This is a genomic window from Janibacter sp. LM, assembly GCF_039631275.1.
Classification (GTDB): Bacteria; Actinomycetota; Actinomycetes; order Actinomycetales; family Dermatophilaceae; genus Janibacter; species Janibacter terrae.
On the sequence record NZ_JBDIVG010000041.1, the window covers coordinates 1 to 15924 of the forward strand.

Genomic DNA, 15924 nt, shown 5'->3' on the forward strand with positions numbered 1-15924 from the left:
GCCTACTCCGTCGCGGGCGGGACGACCGGCTGGCAGGCGAGCGGCCGGGAGGTCTCTGCGGGCGAGCTGCCGAGGTGACCCCGGTCCGCTCGTGACCGGGTCAGCGCAGGTGGAGGGCGATCACCTGCCCGCCACCGGGAGCCACGCTGCCGGTCGTGACGTAGCCGGTCCTGCCCGTGATCGCGATGCCGTACGGAGCGAAGAGACCCCCGGCGACGACACTCGCGTGTCCGCCCCCCTTCGGGATCCGGACGACGGAACCGATCGGTCCGGTGAGGAGGCCCTCGGAGGAGATCTGCACGGCGTACAGGTAGCCACCCGGCCCGAAGGCGAGGTCGGTGACATTGGTCAGGCCACTCGCGTAGACGCTCACCCGACCCTGCCTGTCGACCCTGTAGATCTTCGCCAGGCCCTTTTCGAAGGGGAAGCCGGTCAGCTGGCTGACGTACAACGCCCCGTCCGGGCCGGAGACCACCGACGTCGGCACGGCCTGGGCCGGGATCTTGGTCCCGGGCGGCAGCCCGAGGAAGTCCGGCGCGGTGGCCATCTGCTCGGGGAAGATCGCCCGGGTCTTCATGCCTCCGGTCTTGGAGACCTCGACGAGGTCGTTACCGCCGGCATCGGCGACGACGTAGCCCGATCCGACCTTGGTGAAGCCGCCCGGGTTGCTGTCCGGCCCATCCGCCGGAGGGGCCGGGTTGGTCGCGGCCTCGTGGCCGGCGAGGTCGGCGAGGAGGTGGGTCCTGGACGAACCGATCGTGCCGGTGCGCAGCGTCCCCATGTCGCGAAGTGCGGGGTACTGCGTCCGGATGGCCGGGTCGTTGCCGAGGCCGATCGTCACGACGAGGCGCTTGGAGCCCCGGAGAACGACGTCACCGGGCCCGATGGCCTGGGAGCCGGGCGGCGGAGCCTCGGGGTCGGTGGACGGAGCCGACCCGAGGGACGGCAGGCCGGTGAGGACGCGCTTCTGGGTGCCGTGCTTGACGTCGACACGGGTGACCGCTCCGGTCCTGCCATAGCAGACCCCGCCCTCGGGGCCCACCAGACAGGGACCGGCTCCGCCGGTGCCCGCCTCGGCGACGAAGAGGTTGTGACCCGGGCCGACCGACAGGTGGCGAGGGTTGTCCAGGCCGCTGGCGACGACCCGGTAGCCGGGGTCCGCGGTGGCGGCTCCCGGGACAGCGACCAGAGCAGCGACGAGTGCCGCGCTGCTCAGGGTCGGGAGGATGAACCGGCGTGGGCGCCGGGAAGAACCTATTGACGACGTTGTCATGCTGTTCTCATTTCAAGGGGTCGAGTCGCCCCTGGGCGGGCGACCCGCGCCTCCAGAGTTCCACCGGAAGGGGGCCCTGCCAAGGGGCGACGGGGCCCGTGGATGGCAGGGTCTACCCATGGCCGTCAACCCCTCCCGTGTGTATGCCCGCCAGTTCGCCGAGCGCGCCGCGGCTCGCGCCTCGGGACCCGACTTCCTCGTGCTCGACGCGGGGGCAGGGTCGGCTCCCTACCGGGACGCCTTCAAGGACGTCCGGTACGAGAGTGCCGACGTCGGCGCGACCGAGGGCCAGGTGATCTACCGCAAGCCGCAGGAGTGACGTCGGCGTCGCATCAGGCGAGGGTCAGGAAGAGCTTCTCCATCGCGGCCTTGTCGTCCTCGTTGACCCCGTCGGGCGAGGTGAGGCACTCCTGCAGCCCGGACGCGACGATGGCGAAGCCGGCGCGGTCGAGCGCCCGGCTGGCCGCGGCCAGCTGGGTCACGACGTCCTTGCAGTCACGACCCTCCTCGATGAGGCGGATCACCCCGCCGATCTGACCCTGGGCGCGGCGCAGCCGGTTGATGACCGGGCCCATGTCCTCCATGTCCAACGTGACCATGTGTGTGTCTCTCTCCTCGTGATCGGCTGCGTCAGCCGACGCGGCCGGGCAGTGCTGCCAGGGCGGCGTCGAGCCGGGTGCGGGCCTCGGCAGCCACATCCTTCAGCTGCTCATTGTCCGTCACGCCGACCATCATGTCGGGGTCGACCGCCTCGACGACGGTGCGGCCCTCGCCGACGGCGCGGACGACGACGTTGCACGGGAGCAGCAGCCCGATCGAGGGCTCGATGGCGACGGCTCGCTCCGCCAGCTGCGGCCGGCAGGCGCCGAGGATCACGTGCGGCTCGATGTCGGCACCGACCTTGGCCTTGAGCGTCGCGGCCAGGTCGATCTCGGTGAGGACACCGAACCCCTGCTCGGACAGCGCGTCCCGGGTGGCGGCCAGCGTCTCGTCGAACGAGGCGTCCACCGTGGTGGTCATGGCGTACTGCATGTCGATCTCCCTTCGTCGTGCGATCTCTCCGACCGCATGTTGACAGCATACCCATGGGGGTATTAATTTGCTACCCATGGAGCCGACGATCATGACCATCGAGACCCCGAGCCTCGGGGACCGCTCGTACCTCGCGCACGACGGCGAGCTCGCCGTCGTCATCGACCCGCAGCGCGACATCGACCGCGTCCTGGAGGTGGCCGACGAGGCGGGCGTTCGCATCACGGACGTCTTCGAGACCCACCTGCACAACGACTACGTGACCGGCGGCCTCGCACTGGCCCGCCGCCTGGGCGCCCGCTACCACGTCAACGCCGCGGACGAGGTCTCCTTCGACCGTGAGCCGATCCGCGACGGTGACGTCGTGGAGGTGTCCGACGCGATGCGCATGCGTGCCATCGCCACACCCGGACACACCTTCACCCACCTCTCCTACGCGCTGGAGACCGGCGACGGCGACCAGGCCACGACCACGGCGGTCTTCACCGGCGGGTCGCTGCTCTTCGGCGCCACGGGCCGGCCGGACCTCCTCGGGGAGGAGCACACGAGCGCACTCGTCCACCACCAGTACGCCTCGATCCACCGTCTGGCGGACGAGCTGCCGGAGCAGGCCGACGTGCTGCCGACCCACGGATTCGGCTCCTTCTGCTCCTCCGGGTCGACCGGTGGCGCCACCGAGTCGACCATCGGCCGGGAGCGTCGGCTCAACCCGGCGCTCACGCAGGACGAGGAGCAGTGGGTCGCCGACACGCTCGCCGGCCTCGACGCGTACCCCGCGTACTACGTCCACATGAACCCGGCCAACGCCGCCGGACCCGCCGAGGCCGACCTGCGGGCCCCCGAGCGCGCCGACAAGCAGACCCTGGCCGCGCGCATCGACGCCGGCGAGTGGGTCGTCGACCTGCGCACCCGGACCGCCTTCGCCGCCGGCCACGTGACCGGCACGCTCAACTTCGGTCTCGACGGCCAGTTCTCGACCTATCTCGGCTGGCTCATCCCGTGGGACGCGTCCGTGACCCTGCTCGGCGAGAGCTCCGACGAGGTGGCCGAGGCCCAGCGCGAGATGACGCGCATCGGCCTCGACCGGATCGCCGGCGCCGCCACCGGTGGACCCGCCGACTGGACCGACGGTCCCCTCGGCACCCTGGAGCGGGCGACCTTCGCCGACCTGTCACAGGTGCGCCACCACCGCCCGGTGCACGTGCTCGACGTCCGACTGGCCGGCGAGTATGCCGACGGTCACGTCGAGGACGCGCAGAACGTCCCGATCGGTGAGGTGCGCGACCGGCTCGACGAGATCCCCGAGCGCGAGCTGTGGGTCCACTGCGCGAGCGGTTACCGCGCGTCGATCGCGGCCTCCGTCCTCGCCGCCCGTGGGCGCCGGGTCGTCGTCGTCGACGACGACTTCGACAACGCCGCCCCCGCGGGCCTGCCCATGACCACCCCCGCCTGACCCCCCTTCCCCAATCCACACGAGGAGACCCACCATGTGCCGTCAAACCACCTGCCGTCAGTGCGGCAAGACCACCTGGGCCGGCTGCGGCCAGCACGTCGACCAGGTGATGCGGGGCGTGCCCGGCAGCCAGCGCTGCCCCGGCCACGCCACCCCGGCGAAGGGAGCCGGCGCCCCCGGCTCCTCGCCCAACCTGCTCTCCCGCCTCATCGGGCGCGGCTGAGCCACCCAGACGCCGTCGGGGGCGGGTTCCCCCCTGCCCCGTCCCCGACGGTCCTACCCGGAGTCCTCACGTGCCCCTTGCAGTCATCCCCCTCGGTCTGGCCATCGGCCTCGCCCTCGGCGCACTCGGCGGCGGGGGGTCCATCCTCGCCGTCCCCGCCCTCGTGCACGTCCTGGGGCAGGACCCCGTCACCGCGACGACCAGCTCGCTGATCATCGTCGGCATCACCTCCCTCCTCTCCCTGCCGGCGCACCACCGCGGCGGACGGGTGAGGCTCGGGCAGGGACTGACCTTCGGCCTCCTCGGCACGGCCGGGGCGATCGCGGGGTCGGCCGCCTCACGGCTGGTTCCCCCGGAGCTGCTGATGACCGCCTTTGCCGTCCTCATGGTCGTGGTCGGCACCCTCATGCTGCGACGCAGTCGCCGCGGCTCCGCCGCGGCGACCGAGGGTGATCCCGACGAGCCGATCCTCACCCTCCACCCCCTGACCTGTGCCTGCCCACGCCTGCTGAAGCTGCTGACCGCCGCCACGCTCGTCGGGCTGCTCACCGGCTTCCTCGGGGTCGGCGGCGGCTTCGTGCTCGTCCCCGTCCTCGTCCTGGTCCTCGGCTTCACCATGCCCGTGGCCGTCGGCACCTCGCTGCTCGTCATCGCCGTCAACAGCGCCACGGCGCTCGCGGCCCGGACGCAGCAGGGCGTCGGTGACCTCGACTGGCCGCTCATCCTCGGCTTCGCGGGCGTGGCCGTCGTGGGCAGCCTGGTCGGCACCCGCGTCGCCGACCGGATCCCGGCCCGGGCGCTGTCGCAGGCCTTCGCTGTCCTCGTGCTCGTCATCGCCGCCTTCACCGCCGTGCAGTCCGTGCCGGCCCTCCTCACCTGACCACCCCCCCTTCCGGAAGGACCCCATGACCACCAGCACCACCACCCGACCCGCCACCCTCGATGCCGCGCAGGTGCGCGAGTGGATGGCCGGACCCACCGGCCCCCGCATCGTCGACGTCCGCACGCCGGGCGAGTTCGCCGACGTGCACATCCCCGGCTCCTACAACGTGCCGCTGGAGCTCCTCGAGGAGCACGGCCCTGAGCTCGCCGAGCACCTCGACGAGGACGTCGTCCTCGTCTGCCGCTCCGGGGCCCGCGCCTGTCGCGCGGAAGGTGCCCTGGCCGGTGCCGGCCTGCCCAACCTGCACGTGCTCGACGGTGGCATCACCGCCTGGGAGAGCGCCGGCGGTGACGTCGTCCGCGGCGAGGGGACGTGGGACCTCGAGCGCCAGGTGCGCCTCGTGGCCGGCTCGATCGTCCTCACCGGCGTGCTCGTGAGCGCCGTCCTGCCCCCGGCGAAGTGGGTCGCGGCCGGGATCGGCGCCGGCCTGACCGGCGCTGCCCTGACCGACACCTGCGCCATGGGGATGCTGCTGTCCAAGCTGCCCCACAACCGTCGCGACATGCCCGACCCCGAGACCGTCTTCGCGCAGCTGCGCGCCGACCGCGCCTGACGCCCCCAGAAGGAGATCCCCCGATGATCCTCACCCAGTACTACCTCAGCTGCCTCTCGCACGGCTCGTACCTCATCGCCGACGAGGGCACCCGCAAGGCCGTCGTCGTCGACCCGCGACGGGACATCAGCGACTACCTCACCGATGCGCGGGAGCACGACCTCGACATCGTCGGCGTCATCAACACGCACGTGCATGCCGACTTCGTCGCGGGTCACCTCGAGCTGGCCGCCGCGACCGGCGCGTGGATCGGCTACGGGCCGACCGCCGCCGAGCGGGCCGAGTTCGAGGTGCGCACCCTCGCGCAGGGTGACCGCATCGAGCTGGGCGACGAGGTGACGCTCGAGATCCTCGAGACGCCCGGCCACACCTGGGAGTCGATCAGCGTCCTCGTGCTCGAGCAGGGCAACCCCCACGCGGTGCTCACCGGTGACTCCCTCTTCATCGGCGGCGTCGGCCGGCCCGACCTCGTCGTCTCCGACGGGTCCACGCCGCAGTCCTTGGCAACGGCCATGTACAGCACCCTGCACGACGTGCTCCTGACGCTGCCCGACGCGACGAAGGTCATGCCTGCCCACGGTGCCGGCTCCTCCTGCGGCCGCGGCCTGTCCGACGAGCTCGAGTCGAACATCGGGGCGCAGCGGACGACCAACCCCTTCGCCGCGACGATGCCGGTGGACGAGTTCGTCGGCATGGTCACCACCGGCCAGCCGTCGGCGCCGCCGTACTTCCAGGTCGACGCGGCCCTCAACCTGCGCACGCGCGAGCTGCTCGACCCGGACGAGACCGTCGTCCCCTTCACGCCCGCCGAGGTGCGCGCGGCGATGGCGGGTGGGGCCGTCGTCGTCGACACCCGCTCCCCGGAGGACTTCGCCGCCGGCCACCTCGTGGGCTCGCTCAACGTGGGGCTCGACGGACGCTTCGCCGAGACGGCCGGGATGGTCCTCGACCACGGTGACGAGATCCTCGTCCTCGCCGAGCCCGGCCGGCACGAGGAGGCGGCGCTCCGACTCGCACGCATCGGCTTCGACGCCGTCGTCGGCCACGTCGAAGGTGGCCCGGCCGTCCTCGCGCAGCTGCCCGACCTCGTCACCTCGGTCGAGCGCGTGGAGGTCACCCAGTGGGACGACGTCGCCGATGGGACCCTCGTGCTCGACGTGCGCAACGCCGGTGAGCGCGAGGGTGACCAGGTCATCCCCGGTGCCGTCCACATCCCGCTGGCCGAGCTCGCCCGCCGTCACGAGGACCTCCCGACGGACCGGCCGGTGCTCGTGCACTGCGCCGGGGGCTGGCGCTCGTCGGTCGCGGCGAGCCTGCTGCGCGCGCGGGGGCACGACGAGGTGTGCGATCTCGTGGGAGGCTACGCGGCCTGGTCGGCACGGTAGACGTCTACCGCGCGTCGTGGGTAGATTGGTCCCATGGGGCTGAACATCAAGAACGAGCGGGTCCATGAGCTGGCCAGGCAGGCGGCCGCGGCTACCGGCCTGTCGCAGACCGGGGCCATCGAGGAGGCGCTGAGGCGCCTCCTCGAGGACTACGGCGAGGACCCCGAGCGGCGGCGTCGTGCGGCGAAGGTCGACATCGTCCACGGCATCGTGCGTGCCTACCTGGGCACGCCTGCCGATCCTGATCGTCAGATCGAGCGGGTCGAGGACCTCTTCGACGACCGGACGGGCCTGCCGCGGTGATCGTCGACTCCTCCGCCCTCATGGCGATCCTCGAGGACGAGCCCGGTGCGGGCGCCCTCGTCGAGACGGCCCTCGTCGGGCCGTGCCGGATGTCCGTCGCCACCCGGCTCGAGGCGTCGATCGTCGCTGATGCACGGTCCGCGGCCCATGGTGCACGCCTGGACGAGCTCGTCGAGGCCCTCGACATCGAGATCCAGCCCGTGACCGAGCGCGAAGGGGAGATTGCCCGCCGCGCGTACCAACGCTACGGGCGCGGGTCGGGCTCGCGGGCGCGGCTGAACTTCGGTGACTGCTTCGCCTATGCGCTGTCCGTCGTCGCAGGGGAGCCCCTGCTCTTCGTCGGCGACGACTTCACCCACACGGACGTGGTCCCGGCGGTGTCGTGACCCAGTGCCACGATGGCCCGATGGACGACGTGCGTGCGCGCCTGGACGCGGAGCGAAGGGAGACCCTCGCCCGCCTCACGACCCTCACCGGGGACTTCACGTCCCTGGTGGAGGCGAGCGAAGGGAGCAACGCCGACGACGAGCACGACCCTGAGGGGGCGACGATCGCCTTCGAGCGCTCACAGCTCGACGCCCTGATCGGTCAGGCCCGGGCGGCGCTCGTCGAGATCGAGGCGGCGACGGAGCGTCTCGAGGACGGCACCTATGGCACGTGCGAGCGGTGCGGCGGTCCCATCGCGCCGGGCCGCCTCGAGGCCCGGCCGACGGCCCGCACCTGCATCGTCTGCGCCGCGGGCTGACCGCGGTAGCCCTCAGGCGGACTCCCGCAGCTTCGCCGTGCTCGCCTCCGGCCGCAGGTCCAGGCGACGCAGCAGCTGCGCGTTGAGCGCGACGACGACCGTCGAGGCCGACATGAGGATCGCGCCGACGCTCATCGGCAGGACGACGCCGACCGGCGCGAGCACTCCCGCGGCCAGGGGCACCGACAGCAGGTTGTAGCCGGCGGCCCACCAGAGGTTCTGCTTCATCTTGCGGTAGGCCTCGCGGGAGAGGTCGATGACCGACAGGACCGAGCGCGGGTCTGAGCTGGCGAGCACGACGCCGGCCGACCCGATCGCGACGTCCGTGCCTGCGCCGATCGCGAGCCCGACGTCCGCCTGGGCGAGGGCGGGTGCGTCGTTGACGCCGTCGCCGACCATGGCGACCCTCCTCCCTTCGCCCTGCAGCTCGGCGACCTTGGCGGCCTTGTCCTCTGGACGCACCCCGGCGAAGACCCGGTCGATCCCGAGCTCTGCCGCGACGGCCTCGGCAACCGCGCGGGCGTCGCCGGTGATCATGACGACCTGGACGCCGACGGCGTGGAGCGCGGCGACGGCATCGCGCGACTCCGACCGGATCTCGTCGGCCAGGCGCAGCGCGCCGATGACGTCGCCGTCCGCGACGACGTGGAGGATGATCGCGCCCTCGCTGCGCCACGTCTCCGCGACCGGCAGCTCGGCCAGGCCGTGCTGCTCGAGCAGGTACGGCCCGCCGACCTCCACGGCGGTGCCGTCGACGACGGCCCGCACGCCGACGGCCGGCGACGAGGAGAAGTCGCCGGCCCGCTGGACGGTGAGCTCTCGGTGCCGCGCGGCGGTGACGACGGCGCGGGCCAGCGGGTGCTCGCTGTCGGACTCGGCCGCGGCGGCGAGGGCCAGCACGTCGTCGCGGGTCCGGTCGCCGGCCGTCTCGATGGCGGTGACGGTCGGCTCGCCGAGGGTGAGCGTGCCGGTCTTGTCGAAGAGGACGGTGTCGACCGTGCGCATCGACTCCAGCGCCAGCCGGTCCTTGACGAGGACGCCGCCCCGGGCGGAGCGCTCGGTCGCGATGGAGACGACGAGCGGGATCGCCAGGCCGAGGGCGTGGGGGCAGGCGATGACGAGGACGGTGATCGTGCGGATGACCGCGTCGTCGGGCAGGCCGAGGAGGGACCACACGATCGCCGTGATGACGGCGGCGCCGAGGGCGAACCAGAAGAGCCAGCCCGCCGCGGTGTCGGCGATCCGCTGGGCGCGGGAGGAGGACGACTGCGCGTCGGAGACGAGCCGCTGGATCCCGGCGAGCGAGGTGTCGTCACCGGTCGCGGTGACCTCGACCCGCAGACCGGAGTCGGTCGCCACGGTGCCCGCCACGACCGCGTCGCCCGCGGAGCGGCGGACCGTGGCGGACTCGCCCGTGATCATCGACTCGTCCATGCTCGCCGAGCCCTCGACGACCCGGCCGTCGGCGGGGACGGAGGCGCCGGGCCGGACGACGACGACGTCACCGACTGCGAGGGACGAAGGGGGGACCGTCACGACCTCGTCTCCCTCCACGCGCTCGGCCTCGTCGGGCAGCAGCGCGGCGAGCGAGTCAAGCGCGGAGGTCGTCTGGGCGAGCGAACGCATCTCGATCCAGTGACCGAGCAGCATGATGACGACGAGGAGCGCGAGCTCCCACCAGAAGTTCAGCGCGTGGTCGAGGATGCCGACGCTCGCGCCCCAGGACGCGATGAAGGCCACGGTGATCGCGAGACCGATGAGCAGCATCATCCCGGGCTTGCGGGCGCGGATCTCGCTCACGGCCCCCGTGAGGAAGGGGGACCCGCCCCAGGCGTACATGACCGTGCCGAGCACCGGGGAGACCCAGCGCGCCCACCCGCCGTGCGGCAGGGCGTAGCCGATGAGGTCGGCGAACATGTCGTTGAACCCGACGACCGGCACGGCCAGCGCGAGCATGATCCAGAAGAGCCGGCGGAACTGCCCGACGTGGTCACCGTGGCCGGCGTGACCTCCGTGACCCGCGTGCTCGTCGTGGTGCTCGTGACCGGCGTGGGGGTCCGCGCGGTGCTCGACGGTGGCGTGGTGGGGGTCGGATGAGCTACTCATAGTGCGTCCAACCATACCCCTCGGGGGTATGTTCCCGAAAGGTGGCGCTGAGGCTCTTCCTCGACGGGCTGGAGCTGGCCGTGCGGGATGGAACCGTCGGCGGTCCTGCGCGGTAGCCGGGTGACGAGCAGCGCGACGACGCCCGGAGCAACCAGCCCCGGGCGCCGTCACCTGCTGGTCGGGCCTCAGTCGGTGACCGTGAAGTCGATCGTCTCGGTGCTCACGCGGCCGTAGCGGTCGGTGCTCGTGACGGCTGCCGTGTGCTTGCCGGCCTCGAGGTCACCCGGCAGCTCCAGGCGCCACAGGTGCATGCCGCTCTCGGCGACGCTGCCACCGTGGACGAGCTGCTCCTGGACCGCGACCGGGTCGGACCAGAGGGCACCGACCCGCTTGGCCTCGCCGGCCATCTCCTGGGTGCGGGTGGCCCCCTTCGCCTCGCCGCCATCGATCGCGACGGTGACGTCGGTGCCGGTCGACCCCGCGAAGACGTCTGTGGTGAGGTACGTGCCGCCGGCGAGGTCGGCCGCGGAGACCTCGGTGGGCCGCTCGAAGGCGGGCGCCTTGCCGCGGTTGGCGCGGTTGGCGGCGAACCACTCGCGGTAGCGGGGCGAGTTGACGCCCACCGCCATCTGCTCGGACTCGTCGCCGCCGGTCACCGTGAAGCGCTCGCTGAGCTGGTCGGGACGCGACTCGAGCGTGAGGACGCCGGGGCGGGCGCCGTCCTTCTGGATCGCCGTGGGGAAGCCCGCGTCGGTGACGCGACCGGAGTACCAGTCACCGGAGATCGCGCCCGCGGTGATGTGGTCGAAGGGAAGCTCCTCGACGCCCCACGTCTTTGCCCAGCCCTCGGTGGAGTCGCCGGCGCGCATGACCTCGGTCGTGTGGCTGTGGCCGCCGAAGCCGACCGCGTCGCGCTCGCCGATGAGCTCGTGGATCTCCTTGATCTCCTTGACCTGGTGCCGCGTCTGGCCCTGGTCGTGGTAGTTGAGGAGCGGGATGTGGGCCGCGAGGACGACCGTCTTGTCCTTCGGGGTCGCCGCGATGTCGTTGCGCAGCCACTCGAGCTGCTCCTCGCCGAGGCCGCCGGTGTAGGACTGGCCCGCGCGGTACTGGACCGAGTCGAGCGCGACGATGTGCAGGTCGCCGACGTCGTAGGAGTAGTAGTCGGCGCCGAACTGCGAGCGGTAGGTGTCGAAGCGGTTCTGGCTGTCCGCCGCGTCGAAGTCGAGGTCGTGGTTGCCGGGGAGCAGGCGGGCGGGACCGTTGATCATGCCGGTGAGCTCACGCGTCTGCGCGTACAGCGAGAGGTCGTCACCGACGATGTCGCCGAGGAAGAGCGCGCCGCACGAGGTGTAGTCGTCGCGGGCGGCGAGGTCGGCGAACGCGCCCTTGCGCGCGTACTCGACCTGCGTCTGGTTGTACGTCTGGATGTCGCCGCCCATGATGCAGTCCTGCTGGGGCTTCTTCGTCGCGGTGGACTGCGCGAGGGGGAAGTTCACGGCCTCCGGGGCCGGGCCGGTCGCCTCGATGCCGCCGTACTTCAGCTCCGGCGAGCCCTTCGGCAGGTGGACGTAGGAGAACTGGGCGATGTTGTCCTCGTCGACGGGGACCTCGTAGCCAGCGGGCTGGGTGACGAAGACATTGGTGTTGTCGTCGACGGGCAGCTCGTAGCGACCCTTGGCGTCGGTCGTGACGACCTCGCGGCCGTTGGAGACCGTGACGCCCTTGATGCCGCGCTCGCCGCGGTCCTGGGTCGAGTCCTTGTCGCGGTCGTCGAAGACGACGCCGTCGATCGTGTCCTTGGCCTCGTCCGTGCCGGGCACGACCTCGACCGCGCCGCGGTAGGCGGTCTCGGACCAGGCGCTCGCGGGGCGCTCGGCGGCGGACGAAGGGGAGGCCGTCGCGGTGGTCGCGAGGGGGGCCGCGATGGCGGCGGTCAGGCAGAGCGCGAGGGCGCCGGTGACGACGGGCGGGAGGATGCGTGGCGTGTGCAGGGGCATGGTGCGGGGCTCCTTGGTGGGGGGATGACCGTTCGTGGCGGCCGACTCGACGCTCCCGCGCCCGGGTGAACCGTCCCTGACGTCCGGGACGAGTCCCGGCGGCCCCTCGGGCCACGGCCGGTGAACTCCCGGCCAGGAAATGGTCAGCGCTCGGCTCAGAGGGCGCGGCCGATGCGGGCGGCGGCCGCCGCCACCTGGGCCCCGAGCCCGTCGAAACGGTCCGGGGTGATCCGGCTGCTCGGTCCCGAGACCGACATCGCGCCGACCGGGTGGCCGGTGCGGTCGACGATCGGCGCACCCACGGCGGTGATCCCCTCGGACAGCCCACCCGGGTTGATGGACCAGCCGCGAGCCCGGACCTCGGCGATGGCCGCGCGCACCGCGTCGGGGTCGACGAGGGTGTCGCGGGTCTGCGGCGCCAGGTCCGCGCGGAGGCGGTCGTCGATCTCCGCATCGCTGCAGGCCGACAGGTAGGCGAGGCCGGTGGCAGACGCGTGGAAGGGGATGCGGGTGCCGAGCGCCAGGAAGGCCCGGAGGCGGTGCGAGGTGTCGAGGCGCTCGAGCAGGACCAGCGCATCACCGTCCGGCACGGCGAGGTGGATCGTCTCGGTCGTCGCGAGCTGCAGCTCACTCATCACCGGCAGCGCGACGTCACGCAGCCCGGACCGGCCGTCGACGCTGCGGCTGAGCCGGAGCGCCCGGTAGGTCAGGCCCCACCGGGTCGGCGACTCCTGGGTGGCCCGCAGCCACCCGATCTCCGCGAGCGTGGTCAGCATGCGCTGCGTGGTGCTTTTCGGCAGGCCGACCTCTCGGGCGAGCTCGGACAGCCCGACCGGCTGCAGGTCGGCGACCGTCTCGAGCACCCGGAAGGCGCTGACGACGCTGTGGGTGGGCTGGTTACCGGACATGTGTTGCTCCTCGGCGTGCTGGGCACTACGGTGCGTCTGGTCCAAACAATAGACCAACGGACCGCACAGTGGACCACAAAGGAGTGCCCATGCTCGTGCAGCTACTCGCCCTGGCGACCTTCGTCGCCGTCTTCGCCCTCGCGGCGATCCGCAACGTCAACATCGGGCTGGTGATGTTCCCCTTCGCCGCGGCCGTCGGCCTCGGGCTGGCCGACATGGCCCTCGAGGACGTCATCGGCGGGTTCCCGCTCTCGATCCTCGTCCTGCTCGTCGGCGTCACGTACTTCTTCGGCATCGCGCACAGCAACGGCACGATCGAGTGGCTCATCGACGCCGTCATCAGCCGCGTCGGAGGCCGGGACGGGCTCTTCCCTCTCGTCTTCTTCCTGCTCACCGCCGCGATCTCCGCGATGGGCGCCCCGCTCGGCGGCCTCGTCATGGCACCCGTGGGCATGACCGTCGCCGCGCGGCGCGGTCTCGACCCGATGCTCATGGCGCTGGCCATGGGTACCGGCCTGTCCGCGGGTGCCTTCGCCCCGACGAGCCTCTTCGGCATCATCACCTGGGGCACGGCCGACAGTGCCGGGATCGATCTCAACCCCATGCTGCTCTTCGGCCTGGCGCTCGCGATGAACCTCGTGCTCCTCGCCGTGGCCCACCTGATGTTCGGGCGTCGTCCTCGCCCGGTGACCGAGGAGCCTGCCGTCGCCGGCCCGACCGGAGGCTCCGGGACCGGGCGCGAGATCGGTGGCTACGGCCAGTCCTCGCTCCAGCTCAAGACGCAGGCCACGGCCGTCCGCGAGGCCGTCACCGACGGCACCGTCGCCCCGCCGACCACCCTGCAGGTCGTGACCCTCGTGGCGATGGCCGCCCTCGTCATCAGCGTGGTCGTCATCGCCGTCACGGGTGGCGAGCCGGACATCGGTGTCCTCGGCTTCGCGCTCGGTGCCCTGCTCGCCGTCATCGACCCGGCGGCCGGCAAGCGAGCCATGACCCGCATCGACTGGGGCTCCGTGCTGCTGGTCGGCGGCATCATCACCTACGTCGGCGTGCTCAAGGAGATGGGCGTGCTCGACATGCTCGGCGAGAGCGCCGCCGCCCTGGGCACCCCGATCCTCGCCGCCTTCCTCCTGTGCGTCGTCGCCGGGCTCATCTCCGCCTTCGCGTCGACGACCGGCATGCTGGCGGCGCTCGTGCCGCTCTCCCTCCCCCTCATCAGCGAAGGGGGAGTCCCCGGGTGGGCGCTCATCTGCGCCATCGGCGTGTGTGCGTCGATCGTGGACGTCTCACCCTTCTCGACCGTCGGCGCGACGTACGTGGCGACCGCCGAGGCGGAGGACCGGCCCCGGCTGACCTCCCTGCTCACCCGGTGGGGGCTCGCGATGGTCGCCGTCGGCCCCATCGCCCTGACGCTCCTGCTCATCCTCCCCGGCAAGGTGATCGCATGACCTCCTCCCTAATCCAGGGCCTGCTCGACGGACCGGACCGACCCGACGCCCTGACCGTCGACGGCACGACCCTCGGCAGCCACCAGCTCGTCGACGCCGCAGCGCGGTTCGCCGCGTCGCTGCCCGACGACGGCCCGGTCGCGGTGCGCGCCGAGCCCCGCGTCGAGACCGCGGTCGCGGTCATCGGCTGCCTGCTCGCCGGCGTGCCGGCCGTCCCCGTCCCGCCGGACGCCGGTGCCGGCGAGGTGCAGCACGTGCTCCGCGACTCGGCCGCGACCGCCTGGGTCGGGGCGGCGCAAGAGGGGGTGTCGCTCCCTTCGCTCCCGGTGGACGTCACGGGCGGGCGATCGCCCGGGCTGCCCCCGACGCCCGGCCCCGACCGGACCGGGATCATCCTCTACACCTCCGGCACGACCGGGGCCCCCAAGGGCGTGACCCTCAGCCAGGCGGCCATGGCCTCCGGCCTCGACGGCCTCGCCGAGGCCTGGGAGTGGACCGCCGACGACCTGCTCGTCCACGGTCTGCCGCTCTTCCACACCCACGGGTTGATCCTCGGCATGCTCGGTCCGCTGCGCCTCGGCGGCCGGCTGCACCACACGGGTCGGCCGCGCCCGGAGCGCTACGCCGCCGCCCGCGGTTCGATGTACTTCGGCGTGCCCACGGTCTGGTCGCGGGTGGCCGCCGACCCGACCTCCGCCCGGGCGCTGTCCAGCGCGCGCCTCCTCGTGTCGGGGAGCGCGCCGCTGCCCGTGCCGGTCTTCGACGCGATCCGTGAGCTCACGGGGCAGGCGCCGATCGAGCGGTACGGCATGACGGAGACCATGATCACCCTGAGCACACGCGCCGATGGTGAGCGTCGCCGCGGCTGGGTCGGTCTGCCGGTCGGTGACGCCGAGACCCGCATCCGGACCGACGACGGACGTGCGGTCCCGGCCGATGGGGAGACGATCGGCCGGCTCGAGGTGCGGGGCTCCATGCTCTTCGACCGCTACCTCAACAGGGACGACGCGACGGCGGCGTCCTTCACGCAGGACGGGTGGTTCGTCACCGGCGACATGGCCGCGTGGGACGACGGCGGGTTCCATCGCATCGTCGGCCGCGAGTCCGTCGACCTCATCAAGTCCGGTGGCTACCGCGTCGGCGCCGGCGAGATCGAGGCCTCGCTGCTCGGTCGCCCGGAGGTCGCCGAGGTCGCTGTCGCGGGCGTGCCCGACCCCGACCTCGGCCAGCGGATCGTGGCCTGGGTCGTGCCGAGCGGTCGGGCCGACGACGCCGTCGCCGCGACCCTCGTCGCGCACGTCGCCGAGGAGCTCGCGTGGCACAAGCGTCCGCGTGAGGTGCGCTTCACGGACTCGTTGCCGCGCAACGCGATGGGCAAGATCCAGAAGAAGCAGCTGGACGGCGTGGTCTAGCTCCGGCCCGTGACTGCCGCGTAGGGCGCCGGGCCGGGTCCACAGACCCCGTGATTGCGGGTTCTTGTCCACACGGCGTGTCGGTCCCGTGTGATGCACGTCATCGAACGTATGATCGAATCATGACAGCGACGCCGCTG

At 72.2% G+C, this 15924-nt stretch carries 17 protein-coding genes; 11 read left to right on the forward strand and 6 right to left on the reverse strand.

From position 1 onward, the window contains the following. Nucleotides 1–100: 100 nt before the first annotated feature. Entirely contained in the window at nucleotides 101–1273 is a 1173-nt protein-coding gene (locus ABC138_RS16455) for a ScyD/ScyE family protein (protein ID WP_345914352.1), read from the reverse strand. Nucleotides 1274–1391: 118 nt separating this feature from the next. On the opposite strand from ABC138_RS16455, the gene ABC138_RS16460 reads away from it, so the two are divergent. Continuing rightward, on the forward strand, nucleotides 1392–1592 hold the full coding sequence (locus ABC138_RS16460) for a hypothetical protein (protein WP_068327951.1): 201 nt from the start codon (nucleotides 1392–1394) through the stop codon (nucleotides 1590–1592). A gap of 13 nt (nucleotides 1593–1605) precedes the next feature. On the opposite strand, the gene ABC138_RS16465 is transcribed toward ABC138_RS16460, so the two are convergent. Continuing rightward, entirely contained in the window at nucleotides 1606–1872 is a 267-nt protein-coding gene (locus tag ABC138_RS16465; protein ID WP_068327954.1) for a metal-sensitive transcriptional regulator, read from the reverse strand. A gap of 31 nt (nucleotides 1873–1903) precedes the next feature. Beyond that, entirely contained in the window at nucleotides 1904–2305 is a 402-nt protein-coding gene (locus tag ABC138_RS16470; protein WP_068327957.1) for a DUF302 domain-containing protein, read from the reverse strand. 76 nt (nucleotides 2306–2381) lie between these two features. Here ABC138_RS16470 and ABC138_RS16475 point away from each other — a divergent pair, with 76 nt between their 5' ends. The 8 genes from ABC138_RS16475 to ABC138_RS16510 all read left to right on the forward strand — a co-directional run bounded on the left by ABC138_RS16475 (nucleotide 2382) and on the right by ABC138_RS16510 (nucleotide 7910). Beyond that, nucleotides 2382–3758, forward strand: coding sequence for an MBL fold metallo-hydrolase (locus tag ABC138_RS16475; protein ID WP_345914353.1), 1377 nt, complete (start codon nucleotides 2382–2384; stop codon nucleotides 3756–3758). Nucleotides 3759–3792: 34 nt separating this feature from the next. Further along, nucleotides 3793–3981: a hypothetical protein gene (locus tag ABC138_RS16480; RefSeq protein WP_068426549.1), complete on the forward strand. Its 189-nt coding sequence runs from the start codon at nucleotides 3793–3795 to the stop codon at nucleotides 3979–3981. A 70-nt stretch (nucleotides 3982–4051) separates the two neighbouring features. Continuing rightward, on the forward strand, nucleotides 4052–4861 hold the full coding sequence (locus ABC138_RS16485) for a sulfite exporter TauE/SafE family protein (RefSeq protein WP_338539156.1): 810 nt from the start codon (nucleotides 4052–4054) through the stop codon (nucleotides 4859–4861). Between the two features lie 25 nt (nucleotides 4862–4886). Beyond that, a complete protein-coding gene (locus tag ABC138_RS16490; protein ID WP_068327972.1) occupies nucleotides 4887–5477 on the forward strand; it encodes a rhodanese-like domain-containing protein in 591 nt (196 codons plus the stop codon). Between the two features lie 23 nt (nucleotides 5478–5500). Continuing rightward, nucleotides 5501–6862, forward strand: coding sequence for a rhodanese-like domain-containing protein (locus ABC138_RS16495; RefSeq protein WP_345914354.1), 1362 nt, complete (start codon nucleotides 5501–5503; stop codon nucleotides 6860–6862). 33 nt (nucleotides 6863–6895) lie between these two features. After that, complete coding sequence (locus ABC138_RS16500; protein WP_345914355.1) at nucleotides 6896–7165, forward strand: type II toxin-antitoxin system VapB family antitoxin; 270 nt, start codon at nucleotides 6896–6898, stop codon at nucleotides 7163–7165. Beyond that, nucleotides 7162–7551, forward strand: coding sequence for a type II toxin-antitoxin system VapC family toxin (locus ABC138_RS16505; protein WP_345914356.1), 390 nt, complete (start codon nucleotides 7162–7164; stop codon nucleotides 7549–7551). The genes ABC138_RS16500 and ABC138_RS16505 overlap by 4 nt, the downstream gene beginning before the upstream one ends. 20 nt (nucleotides 7552–7571) lie before the next feature. After that, nucleotides 7572–7910, forward strand: a complete 339-nt coding sequence (locus ABC138_RS16510; protein WP_068327981.1) for a TraR/DksA C4-type zinc finger protein — start codon at nucleotides 7572–7574, stop codon at nucleotides 7908–7910. A gap of 12 nt (nucleotides 7911–7922) precedes the next feature. On the opposite strand, the gene ABC138_RS16515 is transcribed toward ABC138_RS16510, so the two are convergent. The 3 genes from ABC138_RS16515 to ABC138_RS16525 form a co-directional block, all read right to left on the reverse strand. Further along, nucleotides 7923–10016, reverse strand: coding sequence for a heavy metal translocating P-type ATPase (locus ABC138_RS16515; protein WP_345914357.1), 2094 nt, complete (start codon nucleotides 10014–10016; stop codon nucleotides 7923–7925). A gap of 185 nt (nucleotides 10017–10201) precedes the next feature. Continuing rightward, a complete protein-coding gene (locus tag ABC138_RS16520) occupies nucleotides 10202–12016 on the reverse strand; it encodes a calcineurin-like phosphoesterase family protein (RefSeq protein WP_068426529.1) in 1815 nt (604 codons plus the stop codon). Between the two features lie 155 nt (nucleotides 12017–12171). After that, nucleotides 12172–12924 carry an IclR family transcriptional regulator gene (locus ABC138_RS16525; protein WP_345914358.1) on the reverse strand — a complete coding sequence of 251 codons (753 nt, stop codon included), beginning with the start codon at nucleotides 12922–12924 and terminating at the stop codon, nucleotides 12172–12174. An 89-nt stretch (nucleotides 12925–13013) separates the two neighbouring features. Between ABC138_RS16525 and ABC138_RS16530 the strand changes: the two genes are divergently transcribed. Next, complete coding sequence (locus ABC138_RS16530; RefSeq protein WP_068327989.1) at nucleotides 13014–14372, forward strand: SLC13 family permease; 1359 nt, start codon at nucleotides 13014–13016, stop codon at nucleotides 14370–14372. Then, nucleotides 14369–15784, forward strand: coding sequence for an acyl-CoA synthetase (locus ABC138_RS16535; protein ID WP_068426521.1), 1416 nt, complete (start codon nucleotides 14369–14371; stop codon nucleotides 15782–15784). The genes ABC138_RS16530 and ABC138_RS16535 overlap by 4 nt, the downstream gene beginning before the upstream one ends. Nucleotides 15785–15924: the final 140 nt, after the last annotated feature.

What these genes read in the sequence shown, in the direction of transcription:
- ABC138_RS16455 (WP_345914352.1), bottom strand. Translation starts at nt 1,273, where the DNA reads ATGACAACGTCGTCAATAGGTTCTTCCCGGCGCCCACGCCGGTTCATC.
- ABC138_RS16460 (WP_068327951.1), top strand. Translation starts at nt 1,392, where the DNA reads ATGGCCGTCAACCCCTCCCGTGTGTATGCCCGCCAGTTCGCCGAGCGC.
- ABC138_RS16465 (WP_068327954.1), bottom strand. Translation starts at nt 1,872, where the DNA reads ATGGTCACGTTGGACATGGAGGACATGGGCCCGGTCATCAACCGGCTG.
- ABC138_RS16470 (WP_068327957.1), bottom strand. Translation starts at nt 2,305, where the DNA reads ATGCAGTACGCCATGACCACCACGGTGGACGCCTCGTTCGACGAGACG.
- ABC138_RS16475 (WP_345914353.1), top strand. Translation starts at nt 2,382, where the DNA reads ATGGAGCCGACGATCATGACCATCGAGACCCCGAGCCTCGGGGACCGC.
- ABC138_RS16480 (WP_068426549.1), top strand. Translation starts at nt 3,793, where the DNA reads ATGTGCCGTCAAACCACCTGCCGTCAGTGCGGCAAGACCACCTGGGCC.
- ABC138_RS16490 (WP_068327972.1), top strand. Translation starts at nt 4,887, where the DNA reads ATGACCACCAGCACCACCACCCGACCCGCCACCCTCGATGCCGCGCAG.
- ABC138_RS16495 (WP_345914354.1), top strand. Translation starts at nt 5,501, where the DNA reads ATGATCCTCACCCAGTACTACCTCAGCTGCCTCTCGCACGGCTCGTAC.
- ABC138_RS16500 (WP_345914355.1), top strand. Translation starts at nt 6,896, where the DNA reads ATGGGGCTGAACATCAAGAACGAGCGGGTCCATGAGCTGGCCAGGCAG.
- ABC138_RS16510 (WP_068327981.1), top strand. Translation starts at nt 7,572, where the DNA reads ATGGACGACGTGCGTGCGCGCCTGGACGCGGAGCGAAGGGAGACCCTC.
- ABC138_RS16515 (WP_345914357.1), bottom strand. Translation starts at nt 10,016, where the DNA reads ATGAGTAGCTCATCCGACCCCCACCACGCCACCGTCGAGCACCGCGCG.
- ABC138_RS16520 (WP_068426529.1), bottom strand. Translation starts at nt 12,016, where the DNA reads ATGCCCCTGCACACGCCACGCATCCTCCCGCCCGTCGTCACCGGCGCC.
- ABC138_RS16525 (WP_345914358.1), bottom strand. Translation starts at nt 12,924, where the DNA reads ATGTCCGGTAACCAGCCCACCCACAGCGTCGTCAGCGCCTTCCGGGTG.
- ABC138_RS16530 (WP_068327989.1), top strand. Translation starts at nt 13,014, where the DNA reads ATGCTCGTGCAGCTACTCGCCCTGGCGACCTTCGTCGCCGTCTTCGCC.
- ABC138_RS16535 (WP_068426521.1), top strand. Translation starts at nt 14,369, where the DNA reads ATGACCTCCTCCCTAATCCAGGGCCTGCTCGACGGACCGGACCGACCC.